This is a genomic window from Trinickia fusca (assembly GCF_003628145.1).
GTDB lineage: Bacteria > Pseudomonadota > Gammaproteobacteria > Burkholderiales > Burkholderiaceae > Trinickia > Trinickia fusca.
This window is the reverse complement of record NZ_RBZV01000003.1, coordinates 47583-65206: the sequence shown is the minus strand read 5'-3', so window position 1 is coordinate 65206 and position 17624 is coordinate 47583. Positions and strand designations below refer to the sequence as shown.

Annotated in this window: 15 protein-coding genes and 2 pseudogenes; 3 read left to right on the top strand and 14 right to left on the bottom strand. The window is 66.3% G+C overall.

Going from position 1 to position 17624, the window contains the following annotated elements:
• Positions 1-84 precede the first annotated feature (84 nt).
• The 14 genes and pseudogenes from D7S89_RS09565 to D7S89_RS09500 form a co-directional block, all read right to left on the bottom strand.
• Complete coding sequence (locus D7S89_RS09565; RefSeq protein WP_121277446.1) at positions 85-1887, bottom strand: methyl-accepting chemotaxis protein; 1803 nt, start codon at positions 1885-1887, stop codon at positions 85-87.
• 252 nt (positions 1888-2139) lie between these two features.
• On the bottom strand, positions 2140-3192 hold the full coding sequence (locus D7S89_RS09560; RefSeq protein WP_121277886.1) for a pilus assembly protein TadG-related protein: 1053 nt from the start codon (positions 3190-3192) through the stop codon (positions 2140-2142).
• A 22-nt stretch (positions 3193-3214) separates the two neighbouring features.
• Entirely contained in the window at positions 3215-3643 is a 429-nt protein-coding gene (locus D7S89_RS09555; RefSeq protein ID WP_121277445.1) for a TadE/TadG family type IV pilus assembly protein, read from the bottom strand.
• Between the two features lie 23 nt (positions 3644-3666).
• Positions 3667-4425: pseudogene (locus tag D7S89_RS09550) on the bottom strand (tetratricopeptide repeat protein); the annotation flags it as partial.
• Positions 4426-4480: 55 nt separating this feature from the next.
• Positions 4481-5422 (bottom strand): type II secretion system F family protein, encoded by a 942-nt coding sequence (locus D7S89_RS09545; protein ID WP_121277443.1) that lies wholly within the window; start codon positions 5420-5422, stop codon positions 4481-4483.
• Complete coding sequence (locus D7S89_RS09540; protein ID WP_121277442.1) at positions 5419-6405, bottom strand: type II secretion system F family protein; 987 nt, start codon at positions 6403-6405, stop codon at positions 5419-5421. Before D7S89_RS09540 ends, D7S89_RS09545 begins: the two co-directional genes overlap by 4 nt.
• Positions 6402-7874: a TadA family conjugal transfer-associated ATPase gene (locus D7S89_RS09535; RefSeq protein ID WP_425470764.1), complete on the bottom strand. Its 1473-nt coding sequence runs from the start codon at positions 7872-7874 to the stop codon at positions 6402-6404. The genes D7S89_RS09540 and D7S89_RS09535 overlap by 4 nt, the downstream gene beginning before the upstream one ends.
• Entirely contained in the window at positions 7874-9097 is a 1224-nt protein-coding gene (locus D7S89_RS09530; RefSeq protein WP_121277440.1) for a CpaE/TadZ family protein, read from the bottom strand. Before D7S89_RS09530 ends, D7S89_RS09535 begins: the two co-directional genes overlap by 1 nt.
• Before the next feature lie 14 nt (positions 9098-9111).
• Entirely contained in the window at positions 9112-9486 is a 375-nt protein-coding gene (locus D7S89_RS09525; protein ID WP_425470782.1) for a CpaD family pilus assembly lipoprotein, read from the bottom strand.
• Between the two features lie 44 nt (positions 9487-9530).
• A complete protein-coding gene (locus D7S89_RS09520; protein ID WP_121277438.1) occupies positions 9531-10940 on the bottom strand; it encodes a type II and III secretion system protein family protein in 1410 nt (469 codons plus the stop codon).
• 8 nt (positions 10941-10948) lie between these two features.
• Positions 10949-11947, bottom strand: a complete 999-nt coding sequence (cpaB, locus tag D7S89_RS09515) for a Flp pilus assembly protein CpaB (protein ID WP_121277437.1) — start codon at positions 11945-11947, stop codon at positions 10949-10951.
• A gap of 15 nt (positions 11948-11962) precedes the next feature.
• The gene (locus D7S89_RS09510) at positions 11963-12496 is read right to left on the bottom strand and encodes a prepilin peptidase (RefSeq protein WP_121277436.1); all 534 of its coding nucleotides are present in this window, start codon (positions 12494-12496) and stop codon (positions 11963-11965) included.
• A 99-nt stretch (positions 12497-12595) separates the two neighbouring features.
• Entirely contained in the window at positions 12596-12787 is a 192-nt protein-coding gene (locus D7S89_RS09505) for a Flp family type IVb pilin (RefSeq protein ID WP_121277435.1), read from the bottom strand.
• A gap of 411 nt (positions 12788-13198) precedes the next feature.
• Positions 13199-14491 (bottom strand): annotated as a pseudogene (locus D7S89_RS09500) (nucleobase:cation symporter-2 family protein); the annotation flags it as partial.
• Between the two features lie 301 nt (positions 14492-14792).
• Here D7S89_RS09500 and D7S89_RS09490 point away from each other — a divergent pair.
• The 3 genes from D7S89_RS09490 to D7S89_RS09480 are packed head-to-tail and all read left to right on the top strand — an operon-like array spanning position 14793 to position 17520.
• Entirely contained in the window at positions 14793-15899 is a 1107-nt protein-coding gene (locus D7S89_RS09490; protein WP_121277432.1) for an S-(hydroxymethyl)glutathione dehydrogenase/class III alcohol dehydrogenase, read from the top strand.
• Positions 15900-15912: 13 nt separating this feature from the next.
• Entirely contained in the window at positions 15913-16758 is an 846-nt protein-coding gene (fghA, locus tag D7S89_RS09485) for an S-formylglutathione hydrolase (protein WP_121277431.1), read from the top strand.
• 3 nt (positions 16759-16761) lie between these two features.
• Positions 16762-17520 (top strand): YoaK family protein, encoded by a 759-nt coding sequence (locus D7S89_RS09480; RefSeq protein WP_121277430.1) that lies wholly within the window; start codon positions 16762-16764, stop codon positions 17518-17520.
• The last annotated feature ends 104 nt before the right edge of the window (positions 17521-17624 follow it).

The window sequence follows — 17624 nt, the reverse complement described above, 5'->3', positions numbered from 1 at the left end:
CGTCGGTCACCAGCGGCGCGGCGCGCGCGATCGCCATCGTTCTCCCTATCGCGCGCGCACCTGCAGTCTGTGACGACCTCGCGTCTACACCCCGCGCAGCCTGAACGTGCCGACCACACCCGAGAGGCCGTGGGCCTGCTCGTTCAGCGTCGACGACGCGGCCGTCGACTGCTCGACGAGCGCTGCGTTCTGCTGGGTCGCATTGTCCATCTCGGCGACGCTGCGATCGATCTGGCTGATGCCGGCGCTCTGTTCGTTCATCGCGGTGTCGATCTCGGAGATGATGCGGCTCACGCGCTGGATGCCGTCGACGATCTCGTGCATGGCGGCGCCGGCCGCTTGCACACGCTCGGCGCCGACGTTCACGCTGGCCTCCGACGCCTGAATCAGATCCTTCACTTCGCGGGCGGCGCTCGCGCTGCGCTGCGCGAGGGTGCGCACCTCGCCGGCCACGACCGCGAAGCCACGGCCGTTTTCGCCCGCGCGCGCCGCTTCGACGGCGGCGTTGAGCGCGAGGATGTTGGTCTGGAACGCGATGCTGTCGATGACGGCGATGATCTCGGTGATGCGCGCCGAGGCTTTGGCGATGTCGTCCATCGTGCCGACGGCGCTCGTGACGACCTCGCCGCCGCGCACGGCCGCGTCGCTGGCCGAGTTGGCGAGGCGCGTGGCCTGCATCGCCGCTTCGGCCGAATTCTTGACGCTGGCCGTCAGCTCGGTGAGGGCGGCCGACGTACGCTGCAGGTTGCCGGCCGACGTCTCCGTGCGCTGCGACAGATCGCGGTTGCCCATCTCGATCTCGCTCGTGGCCGTCTTCATGCTGTCGACGCCGGCGCGCACCTCGATCAGTACCGAGCTGATCTTGTCGACGAACGCGTTGAACGAGACGCTGATCTGCGCGACTTCGTCGCTGCCCGTCACGGGCAGGCGATGCGTGAGGTCGCCGCCGCCCGAGCCGATCGTGTCCATCGCGTCGCGTACCTGCGAGAGCCGCTTGAACGAGTGCGAGGTGAACCATGCCGCGATGCCGACCGCTGCCAGCGTCATCAACAGCATGGCGGCGCCGAGCGTCTTGAGCACGTTGCGCAGCCCGGCCGTCGCTTCGGCCTTGTCGAGCGCGATCACGAGGTACCAGTCGGTGCCGTTGACGGCCTGCGCCTTCAGCAGCTTCGTCGCGCCGCCGAGTTCGACCTCCATCGGCGTGCTGGCCTGCGCAAGCGAGTCCAGCGCCGACGGCGTGAGCTCGGGCGACACGTCGGTGGCGGACTTGAGGATCAGTTTCGCATCGGGGTGCGCGATGACCTGGCCGTCGCGCGAGACCACGAATGCGAGGCTCGAAGGTGTCGGATGCACGGCGCTCACGACTTCGCGCACGCCGTCGAGCGGCACTGCGCCACTGACCGCCCCGACCGTCTCGCCGTTGCGGATCATCGGCGCCGCGAACGCGACGTAGGGTACGCCCGTCGAGGCATCGCCGTATGGCTTCGTGACGGTGAGCTTGCCGGCCGCGACGGCCGTCTTGTACCAGGGGCGAGCGGTCGGATCGTAGTCCTTCGGCGTCGTGCCGCTCGTGGAGAAAAACGTCTTGTCGGTCCAGCCGACCGTCGTAATCGGAAAGCCGTCGGCGCGGCTCAACTGCTTGACGTAGCCCTGCGGATCGCCGTGCTCGACGGTTTCGGCGGCAGCCGTAACGGCCTGGGCCTTGGCTGCGGCCCACTTGTCGATCGCCAGCGTATTGGCGCTCGCGACGGCGGCGAGGCTCTCCTCGATCGCCTGCATCGTGTTGGCACGGACGGTGGCATACGTAGCGGCCCCGGAGAGCACGAGCGCGCCGACGACGGTCGCGCAGGAGATGATGAGGATGCGGGTTCGGAGGGACGAAATCATCAGATTCTCAAGAGGGTTGTACAGCTCTGCCGGAATCGAACATGCGTACCGCAACAACGAGGCACCGGCGCGAAACGCGCGCCTTCCCGCGGCCACGGCGCCACATCGTCAACTACGGCAGAAAGTCGGTGAAACTTGAGGCGGGTGGCACGCCGCGCTTGCAATCGTCGGGTTTCGACGCGTTTCCGTAAGGAAGCGTAAGGAAACAGCAGGGCAGGAATATGAAAGCGTGAAAGTGACGCTTGTCCCGCGCTAAAGCGCGAGCCGTGGCGCGACATACGCGCCGTAATTCGGGCCGACGCCCGAAGCCTGCGTGGGAATGCGCCAGCCCCCGACGAAGTGCCCCTGGATGTACTTGCTGCTGCCGTCGTAGGAGCCGTCGATATAGAACGCCGCGAACGCGACGATCGGCACGTAGGAATGCGTATCGATCTGCGTCGCGACCGGCACCACGACGGTCGTGCCGACCGGCACGCTGCGGTAGATCGTCGTCTTCACGCCCGGCTCGATCCAGATGCTGTCGCCGATCGACAGCGGCGTCGGATTGCCCGAGGCGATGAGGCCGCGCACGGTCGGCACGTCGTTGGCGTTGATGAGGAACGAGGTCCACTGGCCCGCGTTGCAGGTGCCGCCGTACGTATGGCCGTTGCCGATCTGAAATTCGTAAGGCAGGCCCGTCGACGGGTCGGTCATCGGCTCGTTTGTCTCCGCGTCCCAGTACTCGTTCAGCACGCATTGATCGATGACGACCGGAAAGAGCCCGCCCGCATCGACCGTCGACGGTGCAGCCGCCACCGCAACGGCCGTCGCGCTGCCCGGCGCGGTGAGCACGTCGAGAAAGCCACCCATCAGCAAGGCGATCGCGCCACCGTTCTGGCTCGCCGAGCGCGTGACCGTCACCTGCACGGCCGGCGCGTCGTAGAGCCCGGGCAGAATCGTCGTTGCTTCGAGCGTCGATGGGCTGCCCGTCAGGTTCCAGAAGCCCGTTTGCACATTGCCGACAGTCAACTGCGCACCATCGGACGCATTGAGCGAGACGGCCGCGCTCGTCGCACTGGCGGCATCCGTCCAATCGGGGCCAGCCGTGCCTGCGAGCAACTGCGCGGCGCCGCTCAGCGCCGCGGCATCGGCCGCGTTCTGGAGTTCGTTGCGCGCCGTCGCCACGCGCGGCAGGTCGATGGCAAACGCGCCGAACGTCATGACTAGCGCGACCATCAGCAGGAACCACAGCACGACCGAGCCGCGCTCGCGCGAAGACGCACGCGAAGGCCTCGGCGCGCCGCCATGCCAGCGGGCAAGCGGCATGCGGCGGCTCGCGAGCGCACGTTCACTCATAGTTCATGACCGTGACGGCGCTGATCGTGACCGGCCCCGTCAGTGAACTGAACGCAGCGCCCAGTACGAGCCCGCTATACGTGTAGCTGACGGTGACCTTGAGCGGGTCGCCCGGCGCAGTGCCGGCAGACTGGTCGACGGCGACGGTCGGCGTCGTGGCCGTGCCACCGGTCACGAGGTTGCCCTGCGCGTACGAAAGCGCGACGTTGGTGATGTCGGTCGAGGACAGCTGCGGCACGCGCACGACGATTCCCGCGCGCGCTGCCTCGCGGCTCGCATTCGTGATGACGGCCTTGTCGCACAGCAGCAGGCTCGTGTCGACGATGCCGAACACTACCGTCATCACGAATGGAAACACGAGCACGAACTCGAGTGCGACGACGCCGCGCTCGTCGCCGGGAAGACGCGCGAGGCGCTTCATTGCGGTGCCCCGGCCATCGACCACTTCTCGCGCACGATTCGATAGAACTGCAGATTATCGTCGGCGGTGGCGGCCGGCATTTGCGTGACGAGAATGCGCTTGGCCGCCTCGCCGTTGCCGAGCAACCCATAGGCGAGCGCGAGGTTCTCGCGTGCCTGCGGCGGCGCATCGGGCAGTGCGGCGATGTCGAGCAGCACGTTCGCGCCTTCGCGCGCCTGCCTGCCGAGAATCAGCGACAGGCCCAGGTCCGCCTTCAGGCCTTGCTCTTCGGGATGCCGCGCAAGCGCCGCACGGTAGACGGCCTGGGCTTCATCGTGCTTGCCTTGGAGATCGAGCGCCGTGCCGAGTCCTTCGGCGGCCACCGCGTGGTCGGGATGGGCGGCGACGAGCTGGCGATAGCGTGCGACCGCATCATCGAGCCGGCGCTCGCGCAGCGCGACGCGAGCGAGGCCCAACTGAGCGCGCGGATCATCGGGCGCTTGGGAGGCCACGCGTGCATACAGCACGCCGGCGCGTGCGAGATCGCCGGTCTGATACATGACGTCAGCCAGCCCGATCTGCGCAGCGCTCGATTGCGGGTCGGCTTTCAGCGTCTTTTCGAACAGCGTCGTCGCGAGCTCCGTGTCGCCGCTGGCAAGCGCCGTCTCGGCCAGACGCAGATCGGTCGACGTATCGGTGCCGTGCTGGGTGAGCACGGGCCGCGGAGTGAAATTGCCGCCGCTCGAGCAGCCGGCCAGCAGCATGGCTGCGATGAGCGGCACGGCAACGAGGCAGCGGCGCATAGGTAGGGCAGAAGTGCGGGACGTGTTCATGAGACCTCTGCAAGCGATGCGACCATCATTTGTGGAAGACGGCGATGAGCCGGATCACGGCAGGCCCCGCTGCGATCAGCGCCACGGTCGGCATGATGAACAGCATCATCGGCAGCGTCATCTTCGGGGCGAGCTTCGCGGCCTTTTCCTCGAGCGCGATGATTTGCATGGAGCGCTCGGTGCGCGAGAGCATGCGCAGCGATTGCGTGATCGGCGTACCGTACTGCTGCGATTGCACGAGTGTCGTCACGAGGGCGCGCATCGATGCAAGGCCGATGCGCGCGGCCATCGCGTTCAAGGCGACGGCGCTGTCGCCGCCGATACGCAACTCGTCGGCCGTCACCGAAAATTCGTCGGCCAGTGCGGGGCAGATCGTGTTCAGCTCCGTGGCCACGCGCCTGACGGCCACGACGAGGCTGTTGCCCGCGTTCGTGCAGATCACGAGCAGATCGAGCGCATCGGGCAGCGCGGCTGCAATCGCCTTTTGGCGGCGCCTGATCAGAAAGCCCAGCGCATACTCGGGCAACATCATGCCGACGATGAACGCCCCCGCCATCATCAGCACGCGAAACACGAAGTACTCGCCGATGCGCGGCACGTGTCCGCCGACGACGATCGCACCGATCGCCAGGCACGCGCCGCCCACGATCTTGAGCCCGGCCATCACCGACACGGCGCGCCGTTCGCGGAACCCCGCGCCCGCGAGCCGCGCCGCGAGTTTCATGCGGTGTGCGGCATCGATGACGGGCATATGCTCGCCGAGCGTCGCGACGCGCTTCGCGAGCCGTTGCGGCACGCTGCCCGCGCCAGCGCTCGGCGCGTATTCGTTGGCTGAGCGCGCGACCCCGGCCCGCGCGCGGTGGGCGATGCGTTGGCGTGTGCCCGTGCCGCGCAGCACGAGCCATAGCGTGCCGAGTGCCAACAAGGCGAGCAGGGCGGCCGTGCGCCACAGATCGGGGCCGTTCATCGCGAGGTATCCAGGTTCGAGATCTTGCGGATCAGCGTCAGGCCGATCGTCAGCAGCACGCACGCCAGCACGAGCATCTTGTGGCCGGCGCGCGTGCGAAACAGCAGTTCGATGTACGGCCGATTCACGACGTACAGAAAGCCGGTGATGGCGAACGGCACCGCCGAGATGATCTTGCTCGCGATGCGGCCTTCGGCCGTCAGCGCCTTGGTCTTCATGCGGATGTCGCGCCGCGTGCGCACGATCGAGGCGAGGTTCTCGAGCGTTTCGGCCAGATTGCCGCCCGTCTCGCGTTGCAGGATCAGGCACACGCTGAAGAACGAGAAGTCGGCCAGTTGCAGGCGTTCGGCCGCTTGCTCGAGCACGTCCTTCACTTCGGCGCCGACGAGCAGGGCATCGCCCATCGTGCGGAACGTCGTGCGCACGGGCTCCTCGCTTTCGACGCCCGCCGTGCAGATTGCCTGGACGGCCGGGATGCCGGCGCGCACGGCGCGGATGATGAGGTCGAGCGTATCGGGGAACACGGCCAGAAAGCGCAGCCGGAATCGTGCGACGAGCCAGACGTAAACGGCGCGGATCGCAATCAACGGCGCGGCGATCGCGCTTGCCAGGCACCACCCGAACGACAAGCCGATGAGCGACGTGACGACGGCAGCCAGCACGAGCGCGAGCGCGGCGCACACGCCGATCAGGCGCAGCGCGCCGGGGCCGCCCACCGTCTGCACGCGTTCGCGGCGGGTACGCAGCCACGCGAGCCATGCCGCTTGCTTGCCGTGGTGCCGTTCGAGACTCACGAGTGCGTGTGACGGCGTGTCGATGCGTTCTCGCTTGGCTTGTGCGCGCGGATCGCGCAGCGCGTCGACGCGTTGCCGGATGCGCTGCGATGGACTATTGCGCGCGATCCCGCGCAGCGAGCGCACGATCAGGCCCGCGACCAGGATCGCAAAGAATGCACCGACGGCGACGACGTCCGCGGGCGTCACGATTGCATGGCTCCGATCAAGTCGTCTTCGAGCCCGTAGTAGGCCGCGCGCTGCGCGAACACGGGCCGTAATGACGAGTTCTCGAACGTGCCGCGCACCTGCGCTTCATAGGCGCTCGCGTTGTAGCGGAACGTGAACAGATCCTGCGTGATGACGACGTCACCTTCCATACCCGAGATCTCGGTCACGCGCGTGACGCGCCGCACGCCGTCGCGCATGCGCTCGATCTGCAGGATCATGTGCACGGCGCTCGCGATCTGTCGGCGGATCGATACGAGCGGCAGGTTGCCGTTGGCCATCATGACCATGCTTTCGAGCCGGGTGATCGCATCGCGCGGCGTGTTCGCGTGAACGGTCGTCATCGAGCCGTCGTGGCCCGTGTTCATCGCCTGCAGCACGTCGAACGCTTCGGTGCCGCGCGTTTCGCCGAGGATGATGCGATCGGGGCGCATCCGCAGCGAGTTGCGCACGAGATCGCGCTGTGAGATGCCGCCGAGGCCCTCGCTGTTCTCGGGACGCGTCTCGAGACTCACCACGTGCGGCTGCTGCAGTTGCAGCTCGGCCGCATCCTCGATCGTGACGATGCGCTCGTGCGGATCGATGAAGTGCGACAGCGCGTTGAGCAGCGTGGTCTTGCCCGAGCCGGTACCGCCCGAGATGATGATGTTCAGGCGGCAGGCGCTCGCGATGCGCAACACTTCGACCATCGCGGGCGAGATGTTGCCTTGCTGCGCCATGCGTGCAAGCGTGATGTTGCGCTTGGCGAACTTGCGGATCGAGATCGACGCGCCGCGCAGCGCGATGGGTGGTAGCACGACGTTCACGCGGCTGCCATCCGCGAGGCGCGCATCGACCATCGGACTGCTTTCGTCGACGCGTCGGCCGACGGCTGCCGCAATGCGCTGCGCGACGTTGATCACGTGCGCGTTGTCGCGGAACTTGAGCGGCGTCAATTCGAGCTTGCCGCTGCGCTCGGCATAGACCTGATCGGGGCCGTTCACCAGGATGTCGGTCACGCGTTCGTCGGCGAGCAACGGTTCGATCGGGCCGACACCGAACATGTCGTTGAGGATTTCGTCGACGATCTGAGCCTGCTCGGACAGCGTGATCGTGAAGCGCTCGCGGAGAATCGCGTCGGCCGCGATCTGCTCGATGCCTTCGCGCACCTGCGCGCGCGACATCATCAGCGCGGCCGACATGTTCATCGACGAGAACACCGCCGAGCGGATCGACTTGAACGTGTCGGAGCGGATCAACGCTTCGTGGCGATCGACGGCCGAGGCGCCGCCGCCGGTTGGTGGCGCAGTCGATGCAGAGTGGGCGGAGGACGGTGATGGCGAGTGCGTGTGTGAATGCGACGTCGACGGAGCAACATCGGCGCTCGGTGGCGCGGCTGTCGACGGTGAGCTTTCGAGCGAGCGCGTTGGTTGCGTCGGCTCGTCCGGCATCATGCTTCGGCGTCCGAACATTATCCGGCCCTCCGCTTCGACAGCAGGCGCGCGTACCACGGCGCGTCGTCGACGGCCGGTCCCTCGCTGCCGGTGATCGCGTCGGCCAGCGAGACGACAGCGCGCGAGAAGGCCGAATGCTTCGCATCGGCCAGCGCTTCGCCGAGGTTCTCGGCCAGCGCGAGCGTATTCGGTTCGTAGGGGAACTCGTGTACCGAGGCGCGTGCGAGCGCGTGCGTGAAATCGGTCGTGGCGACACGTCCGCGCACAGGCTGCTGCGCGTTGTTGAGCAATACCGAGATCGCGGGGTCGGCCGGCCTGCCTTCGGCGAAGCGGCACAGGCGCGCCGCTTCGCGCGTCGCGTGGACGGAGCGGTCGGCCACGACGTGGATCATCGCGCACGCATCGAGCGCCTCATCGACGAGACCGCCTGCGCGCTCCGGCAGATCGAGCACGACGTAGTGGAAATGGTGCTTCAGCGCCGTTACGAGCTCGGTCACGGTGCCGGGCCGCAAGGTGAAGTCGTGATCGTAGGGCAACTCGGCGGCGAGCACGAACAGACGGTCGCTCTGCGCGACCACTGCCTGGTTGATCAGCTGCTGATCGAGCCGTTGCGTGTTTTGCAGCAGCTCAGCAAGGCCGTTGTTGCAAACGACCCCGAGCATCGTCGGGGCCGCACCGCCGTGCAGGTCGAGGTCGACGTAGGCGATGCGTCGGCGCGTCTTGTCGGCCAGGAATCGCGCGAGGCTTGTCGCGATCGTCGTCACGCCGACGCCGCCGCGTGCGCCGACGAAGCCGATCGCCTTGCCCGTGCGCGCCGAGGCGGCCGGGTCCGTGGAGGCCAGCGCCCGTTGCACGAGCTCGACCGTCAGCGGCTTCACGAGGTAGTCCTGGACGCCGATGCGCAACAGATTGCGAAAGAGCCCGACATCGTTGCGATCGCCGGCCACGACCACCGTGACCGACGGATCGACCACTTCGGCAAGCCGCATCAGGTCGGACACCGGCATCGTCGATGACGACACATCGACGAGCAGATGTCGCGGCGAGTGGCCCAGGTCGCGCATGAGCTCGATCGCGTCGTCGAGGGTGCCGCGTGCGACGTGTGCGTTAGCGATGCCCTGATCGAGCATGAGGTTCTTGATGACTTCCTCGCTGCCGGCGTCGGATACGACGGCAATGAGTCGATCGGTCGCCGACGGCTGTGCGCGGCGTGTGAGCAGAGTGGTGTCGAAGACGCCCATCGTTCGTCGCTCCGTCAATGCGAGGCAGGCGCCGTCGTCGACGTCGGATTGAGCGGCGTGACGTGCCCTTCGTCGTAGCGGCGCACGGCACTGGCGGCAAGCGCGGCGTCGGCGCCTGCGTACGGCAGCGGGGCCACGAGATCGGCGGGGCGCGCGAGCATCGCCGCGAGATTCGTGTAGGTCGCGCAACCGAACGCGACGCCCGGGCGGCCAGCGCCTGCGTCGATCATGTGCGACGGCTGATTCAGCGCCGCGCACTCCGGCGGGACCGCTCGAGCGCTTGGCGCATCGAAGCCGATGACCGAATCGTCAGGCATCCCGAGCGGCGGGTGCATCGACATGCAGCCGGACAGGCTCGATGCCAGCGCGCAGACCAGCGCGGCAAGCATCGGCGAACAGGTGAACCGTGCGTTCATCGAACGTCTCCTCGAGTTCAGTAGACGAAGCCGGCCGCGCCGACGAGGCGCGGAGTTTGCCCCGACAACGGATCGAGGCCGAGCGATCGCTGCAGCGCGTACTCGATGTCGCTGGCCGGACGCGTCACGCCGTCGAGCGCGTCGTGCAACTGGCCCGGACCGGTGGGCTGCACGATGTACGGCGTGACGATCACGACCACTTCGGACTTGTTGTTCAGATAGTCCTTCGATGAGAACAGCTTGCCGAGCACGGGCAGACGGCTAAGGCCCGGCAGTTGCGACAGCACGTCGCTGGTCTTGCTTTGCAGCAGCCCGCCGATCGCGAAGCTTTGCCCGCTCGAGAGCTCGACGGTCGTATCCACGCGCCGCACCGTCAGTGCCGGCACTTTGATCGAGCCTGTCGTCACGCTGTTGGTCGGATCGATCTCGCTGACCTCGGGACGTACCTTGAGGCTGATGCGGTTGTTCGCGAGCACGGTCGGCGTGAAGTCGAGCGAGACGCCGTAGGGCTTGAACTCGATCGTGATGGCACCGGTCGTGTCCTGCGCGACCGGGATGGGGAACTCGCCGCCCGCGAGGAAGCTCGCAGTCTGACCTGACATCGCGGTCAGGTTCGGTTCGGCGAGCATCGTGATCAGGCCTTCCTGATCGAGCGCGTCGAGCACGCCATCGATCGAATAGCGCGAGGTGTGAAAGCCGCCGAGCACCGAGAACGCGCCCGAGGAGGAGAGGTTGAACAGCTTCGAGGTGGAGTCGAACAGCGTGCGGCCGTTGAAGAGCCCGCCGATGAAATTGCCGCTCGAGCCTAACGCGCTCCAATTGATGCCGAGTTGCTGCGTGATGTTGCGGTCGATCTCGGTGATGCGCACGCGCAAGTGCACCTGAATCGGCTGCGCGAGCGTCAGGCGGTTCACGAGCGCTTCCTGATCGTGCAGGTAGGGCTTCAGCGTCTGGACGATCGCGTCTGCGTCGGCCGCGCTGGGCACGCGGCCTGCGACCATCAGCGAGCCCGGTGCGCTAGTGACCGTCACGCGCAACTGCGGGAAGCGCGCATCGACGAGGCGCTGGATCGACGCGGTGTCGGTTGCCACGTTGATCGTCTTGCGCAGGATCGTGCGATTGTTGGGGCCGAGCGCGAACAGCGTCGTCGTGCCCGCTTTCTTGCCGAGCACGAAGACGGTTTGCGGCGTCGGCACATGGACGTCGGCGACGTCGGGATCGGCCACGAACACGGCCACCGCCGGCTCGGGCAGCTTGACCATCTCGCCGCTGCCGGCCGGCACTGCGAGCACGGCATTCGTGTCGGCGGCCTGGGCCGATGTCGTCGCCGTGCCTATGCACGCGGCCACGACGAGCGTCGCGAGAACGAGCGTAGCCAGACGCCTGATCGGGCGTGCGCGCAGGGGGGAGTGCAAGGAACGCAACATGGTCGTACTCAAGCTGCAGGGTGTGCCGGGGCCGGCGCGGCGGTTGGCACGCCGAGCGGAAGGGGAGGCGTCGAGCCTGTCGAACCAGTTGGCAATCCTGATGAATCGGTGCCGAACGAATCCGATTGCTTGGAGCCGCGATAAACGACGACGGGCCGTGAGCCGGCGCCGGCATGCAGGTGCTTCGTGCTCGGCTCCGTTGCGGCAGGAGCGGCGCGCAGGGCACGTGACACATCACCGGCCCAGACGGGCGGTGTGTGCGGCTCGGCCGCGGTCATGGGCTCCGGCATGGTGCGATCGCGCGTAGCGAAGCTGCGCAGCGCGAGCGACAGCGAGCCCAGGTGCGCAGCGACCGTCACGACTTCGGCGCCGTGCGGCGTCACTTCGAACGTCACGGTGCGCGCGCGCGTGTTCGGCGCGGCCGCGTCGTCCTTGGGCCGATGAAACGCGGAGCCGACGGCCAGTACGCGGACATGCTCGACGATCGTCTCCGATTCGACGGCGCGCTCGGGCGCTGGCGGCAGCCCGGCTTGTGAGCGAAGCTGCTGGGTCAGCAGCACGTCGACGAAGTCGCCGGGCTCGATCAGGCCCGCGTTGCCCGACACGTCGTCGATCGCGACGGAAATCGCGCGCATGCCCGGTTGCAACGCCGCGGCCAAAAAGCCCGGTGAGTTGGGCGAGATGACGTCGGACGCGCCCAGCGGCGAGCCGGCACGTACGGCGTGGCGCAACAGGTCGCCCTTCAGATCGAGATCGGCGCTGGCAAGGACCTGACGCTCGGTCAGCGCGCCGGGCGGCACCTGGCTGCGCGGCATGCTTTTCCAGACGAGGTCGCTATCGCGCAGCAGCAGGCCGTCGGGCAGATTCGCGCTAGCCGCCCGCACACGCTCCATCGCCGGCGGTATCGCAGGGCCCGGCCGCGAGGCGGCGACGAACAGCGCACGCAGCACGAATGCGCCGATCGCGGCGATGACGACGAGGGCAGCGAGTTTCAGCGTGTTTTGCATGGATGCAGCCTCGGGTTAGGCCAGCCGCGCGAACAGCTCGAGCGCGAGTGAGGCGTGAAGGGCGAGGGGGCTCGCTGGTATGAGCGGTAGCCAGACAGCTGCTGCGCCTCCTGCCGCCAGCGCGATGCCATAAGGCACGCCGCGTGCGGGCGCGAGCCAGGCGAGCCGGTCGGCAGTGGGGGCGTGGTGTCGCGCAAGCACGCCGCAGGCGATCACGGCGAGCCCGATGGCGAGCCCGGACACCGAGACGATGAAGAAGACTTGCGTCGCGAGCGTGGGCCCGGACCAGAGAAAGACGGCAGCAGCGAGTTTGGCGTCGCCGCCGCCGAGCCAGCCCAAGCGAAACAGCAGCGCAGCGAGTGCGAGCGACAGGCCGCCCGTGAGCGTATGGACGGTGAGGGAAAATGGGGCGCTGCCTGTAAGCAGCGCGTCGACGAAATACAGCGCGGCGAAGCTCGCTACACCGAAATTGGAAAGCCGGCGAGAACGCAGATCGGAGACTGCGAGCATGACGAGAACCCAGCAAGCAGCGACTCTCACCCAGTCCATCGTGTGTGCCTCATCGAACATCGAAACGCGCCGGAAGCAACGTGAGCATGACGCGGGCCGCTCTCATGCCTCGCAATCGAGCGGACCCAAGCGTGGCGGTCAATGACCGTTCGTCTGAACGCTCGTGACCTTCGTGATCATGTTCTGGAACAGGTTCGGCAGACCGTCGGTGCCGCCGAAGATCGCGCCGGCAGCGGCCACGGCAACCACGACGATGCCTGCCAGCACCGAATATTCGAGCGCGCTGACACCGCGCTCGTCACGCGACAAAGATTGAATGAAACGCAGCATGGATGACTCCTGAAGGTATTGACCGAGATCGGCCGCTTCATCACGTTCGCAACATCGGGAGGTTGGCGCTCCCGAAACTGTTTACGGCAATCGTTTGCGGCGATTTAGAGGGATAGGTAGGAATCCCTACTAATCAGAAATCGAGATGGAATTGATAAGACGAATAATTAGGTTGCCGAATTAAAGTGTGCGGAGGTAGTAAGAGGTAGGAAAATTGAAAGCCCGACTTTCATCGGATGATTAGGCGAGGGTGTGGGGACGGGCTGTGCGAATCGAGGTGACAGGCGCGCGGGCCTTGTCGGCCGGCGCGCGCCAGGGAAGGGACGGTCAGCGCAGATCGGCTGCGCTGCGCGCGAGTTCGCTGGGAAGTGTGTCGTGCGTGTGCAAGGCCGATTCGGCACCGTGGCCCGTACCGTTGAAAACGATGTTGAGCAGTACCGCCGAGGCCGATGCGAGCAGGATGCCGCTATGCAACAGCGGGGTCAGCGCTGCAGGAAACAGTGCGAAGAAGCGTGGCGATACGACGGGCACGAGGCCGAGCCCGATGCTGACGGCTACGATGAACAGGTTGTGCGGATGGGTGTTGAAGTCGACGCGCGAGAGCGCCTTGATGCCGTTTGCCGCGACCATGCCGAACATCACGATACCCGCGCCACCGAGCACGAATGGCGGGACGGACGCGACGACCTGCGCCATCTTCGGAAAGAGCCCCAGCAGGACGAGGATCACGCCGCCCGTTGCGCAGACGAAGCGGCTCTTGACGCCGGTCACGCCGATCAGTCCGACGTTCTGCGAGAACGACGTATGCGGGAACGAGTTGAAGATGCCGCCGATCAGTGTGCCGAGTCCGTCCACGCGCAGGCCACGCACGAGCGTTTCCCGATCGACAGGCCGCTCGACCATGTCGCCGATGGCCAGAAACATACCGGTCGATTCGATGAACGTGACGAACATCACGGTCACCATCGTCGCGATCGCGAGCGGATCGAAGTGGGGCAGGCCAAAGTGGAATGGCATCACGAAGCCGACCCACGGTGCGCTGCGCACGCCATCGAACGATACGTGTCCGGTCATCGCCGCGATCGCGAAGCCGGTGGCGATGCCGAGCAGCACCGAGATGTTGGCGACGAAGCCACGGCAGAATTTGTTGATGCCGAGGATCAACGCGAGCACGGCCAGTGCCAGGCCCAGATAGCTCGGGTTGCCGTAAGCGGGGTTGCCCACGCCGCCCGCGGCCCAGTTGATGCCGACTTCCATGAGCGACAGCCCGATGACCGAAATGACGGTCCCCACGACGACAGGCGGGAAGAAGCGCAGCAGACGGCCGATGGCGGGCGCGAGCACGATGCCGATCGCGCCAGAGGCGATCGTCGCCCCGAATACATCGAGGAGGCCGAGCTGCGGGTTGGTGCCGATCGCGACCATCGGGCCGACCGCCGCGAACGTGCAGCCCATGATGACGGGCAGGCGGATGCCGAAGATCCAAAGGCCGAGCGTCTGGATCAGCGTGGCGATGCCGCAGGAAAACAGGTCGGCGCTGATCAGGAAGGCGATCTGATCCTTGGGCAGCTTCAACGCGCCGCCGACGATGAGGGGCACGGCCACCGCGCCGGCGTACATGACGAGGACGTGCTGAATGCCGAGCGTAAGCAACCGGCCCGCAGGCAGTCGCTCGTCGCACGGATGAACCGTGGTCGAATGCATGTGTCTCGCTCCTGAAGATTGTTGTCGGTCAGTGGCTCCAAGTTAGGCGTGCACTTGCAGGCGAACAAGTGGGCGCGCGGCTATTTCGGCCTTTTGCGGCTCGATATGGTCAGCCGGTTGTTGCACCGCGTTATGCGGCATCGAGAGCGGGGGGCGTATCGCAGCCGCTATGATGTGTATTTCGCATCGCATATGGCGATGAGCGGCCGCGTTCGAGCGTGCGCCGCAAGCCTTTCGGCGACGATGGTCGCCTGACAGAATACGAACAACGCGAAACTGACGAAACAGGAGCGAAGCCACGATGAAGACGAAAGCCGCAATCGCATGGAAGGCCGGTGAACCGCTGACGGTCGAGGAAGTCGATCTCGAGGGGCCGCGCGCGGGCGAAGTGCTGATCGAGGTAAAGGCCACGGGCATTTGCCACACCGATTACTACACGCTGTCGGGCGCGGACCCCGAGGGCCTCTTCCCGGCGATCCTGGGCCACGAGGGCGCGGGCGTCGTCGTCGACGTCGGGCCCGGCGTGGGCACGGTGAGGAAGGGCGACCACGTGATTCCGCTTTACACGCCCGAATGCCGCGAGTGCAAGTTCTGCCTGTCGCGCAAGACGAACCTGTGTCAGAAGATTCGCGCGACGCAAGGCAAGGGCCTCATGCCCGATGCCACGTCACGCTTCTCGATCGACGGCAAGCCGTTGTTCCACTACATGGGCACGTCGACGTTCTCGAACTACATCGTCGTGCCCGAGATCGCCGTGGCGAAGATCCGCGAGGACGCCCCGTTCGACAAGGTCTGCTACATCGGCTGCGGCGTGACGACGGGCGTGGGTGCCGTCGTGTTCACGGCGAAGGTGGAGGCGGGCGCGAACGTGGTCGTGTTCGGGCTCGGCGGCATTGGGCTCAACGTGATTCAGGGCGCGAAGATGGTCGGTGCGAACAAGATCATCGGCGTCGACATCAATCCGGGCCGCGTGGCGCTCGCGAAGCAATTCGGCATGACGCACTTCGTCAATCCGAACGAGGTCGAGAACGTGGTCGACCACATCGTGCAGTTGACCGATGGCGGGGCCGATTACTCGTTCGAGTGCATCGGCAACGTGAAGACGATGCGTCAGGCGCTCGAATGCTGTCACAAGGGTTGGGGCCAGTCGATCATCATCGGCGTGGCGGCGGCCGGCGAAGAGATCAGCACGCGGCCGTTCCAGCTCGTGACCGGGCGCGAATGGAAGGGCTCGGCGTTCGGCGGCGCGCGCGGACGCACCGACGTGCCGAAGATCGTCGACTGGTACATGGACGGCAAGCTCAACATCGACGACCTCATCACGCACACGCTGCCGCTCGATCGCATCAACGAGGGGTTCGAGCTCATGAAGAAGGGCGAATCGATCCGCTCGGTCGTGCTGTACTGAACGGGAGCGCACGATGCTCGAACTCATTGAGGAGCACGCCTGCCACGGCGGCGTGCAACGGCTCTACCGGCACGCGTCGACGACGATCGGCCTGCCGATGCGCTTCTCCGTGTATCTGCCGCCGCATGCGCAGCACGCTCGCGTGCCGGCGTTGTTTTATCTGGCGGGCCTGACGTCCACCGAAGAGACGTTTCCGATCAAGGCTGGCGCTCAGCGTTTTGCGGCCACACACGGTATCGCGCTGATCTCGCCCGACACGAGCCCGCGCGGGGCCGGCATCGCCGGCGAAACCGATGCGTGGGATTTTGGCGTCGGGGCCGGCTTTTATGTCGATGCGACGCGCGAGCCTTGGTCGAAGCACTATCGCATGTACTCGTACGTGCGCGACGAGCTGCGCGAGACCGTGCTGGCCGAACTGCCGATCGACGGCGCGCGGCTCGGCATCTTCGGGCACTCGATGGGCGGACACGGCGCGCTCGTGCTCGCGCTGCGCAACCCCGGGCTCTATCGGTCGGTCTCTGCGTTCGCGCCGATTGCGGCACCGATGCGCTGCCCGTGGGGGCAAAAGGCGTTCGGCGGCTATCTGGGCGAGGACCGCGAGGCCTGGCGGCAATACGACGCGAGCGAGCTGGTCGCACGCGCCGATGCCGCGCGATTCGACGAGGGTATCCTGATCGATCAGGGCCTGGCGGATCGCTTCCGCGTCGAGCAACTGCACCCCGACGTGTTCGAAGCGGCGTGTCTCGCGGCCGGACAGCCTTTGATGCTGCGCCGCCACGAAGCGTATGACCACGGCTACTACTTCATCGAGACGTTCATCGAGGATCACCTCGCGCATCATGCGCGCGTGCTGACGTAGAACATGCCGATTCAATACCTGCGCGGATTCACGACGCCAGAGCGCACGGACGAAGCCAACCGTCGCCTCGGGCGTTCGCTCGCCTTCGTCGCCGGTGCGGCCAACGCAGGTGGATTTCTGGCGGTCGGGCAGTACACGTCGCATATGTCCGGCATCGTCTCGTCGCTGGCCGACAGCCTGGCACTTGGCGAAATCAGTCTCGCGGCGGCAGGTCTCGCGTCGTTTATGTCATTTGTCTGCGGTGCGGCTACGTCGGCAATCCTCATTAACTGGGGACGCCGCCGTGGACTGCGCAGCTTCTACGCGATGCCTTTGATGCTCGAGGCCGCGCTGCTGCTTTGCTTTGGCTTGCTGGGCTCGAACCTCGAAGCGCATCGCGTGCTGTTCGTGCCCGCGACGGTCGCGCTGCTGTGCTTCGTGATGGGCTTGCAGAACGCGATGATCACGAAGATCTCGAAGGCCGAGATTCGTACGACGCACGTGACGGGGCTCGTGACCGACATCGGCATCGAGCTCGGCAAGCTGTTCTACTGGAACGGGCCACCCGACAATCCGATGCGCGATCGCATGCCGCTCGTGCGTAGCGACCGGCAGCGGCTCGCACTGCTTGCATCACTGCTGCTGGCGTTCTTTTGCGGCGGACTGGCAGGGGCGGTCGGATTCAAGCATATGGGGTTCGTTTCCACTGTGCCGCTCGCGACGCTGCTTGTCGCATTGGCCGCCGTACCGCTCGTCGATGATGTGATGGGGGCGGGGCGGTAGACCGTGACGTCCACGGCTTTGGAGATCGGATTGTGGCGCGAATGGAGCGGCAATGCGCTGGGAGAGGCAGGGATGGCGGGGCGCCGGCGTTGCGCCCCTTGCAA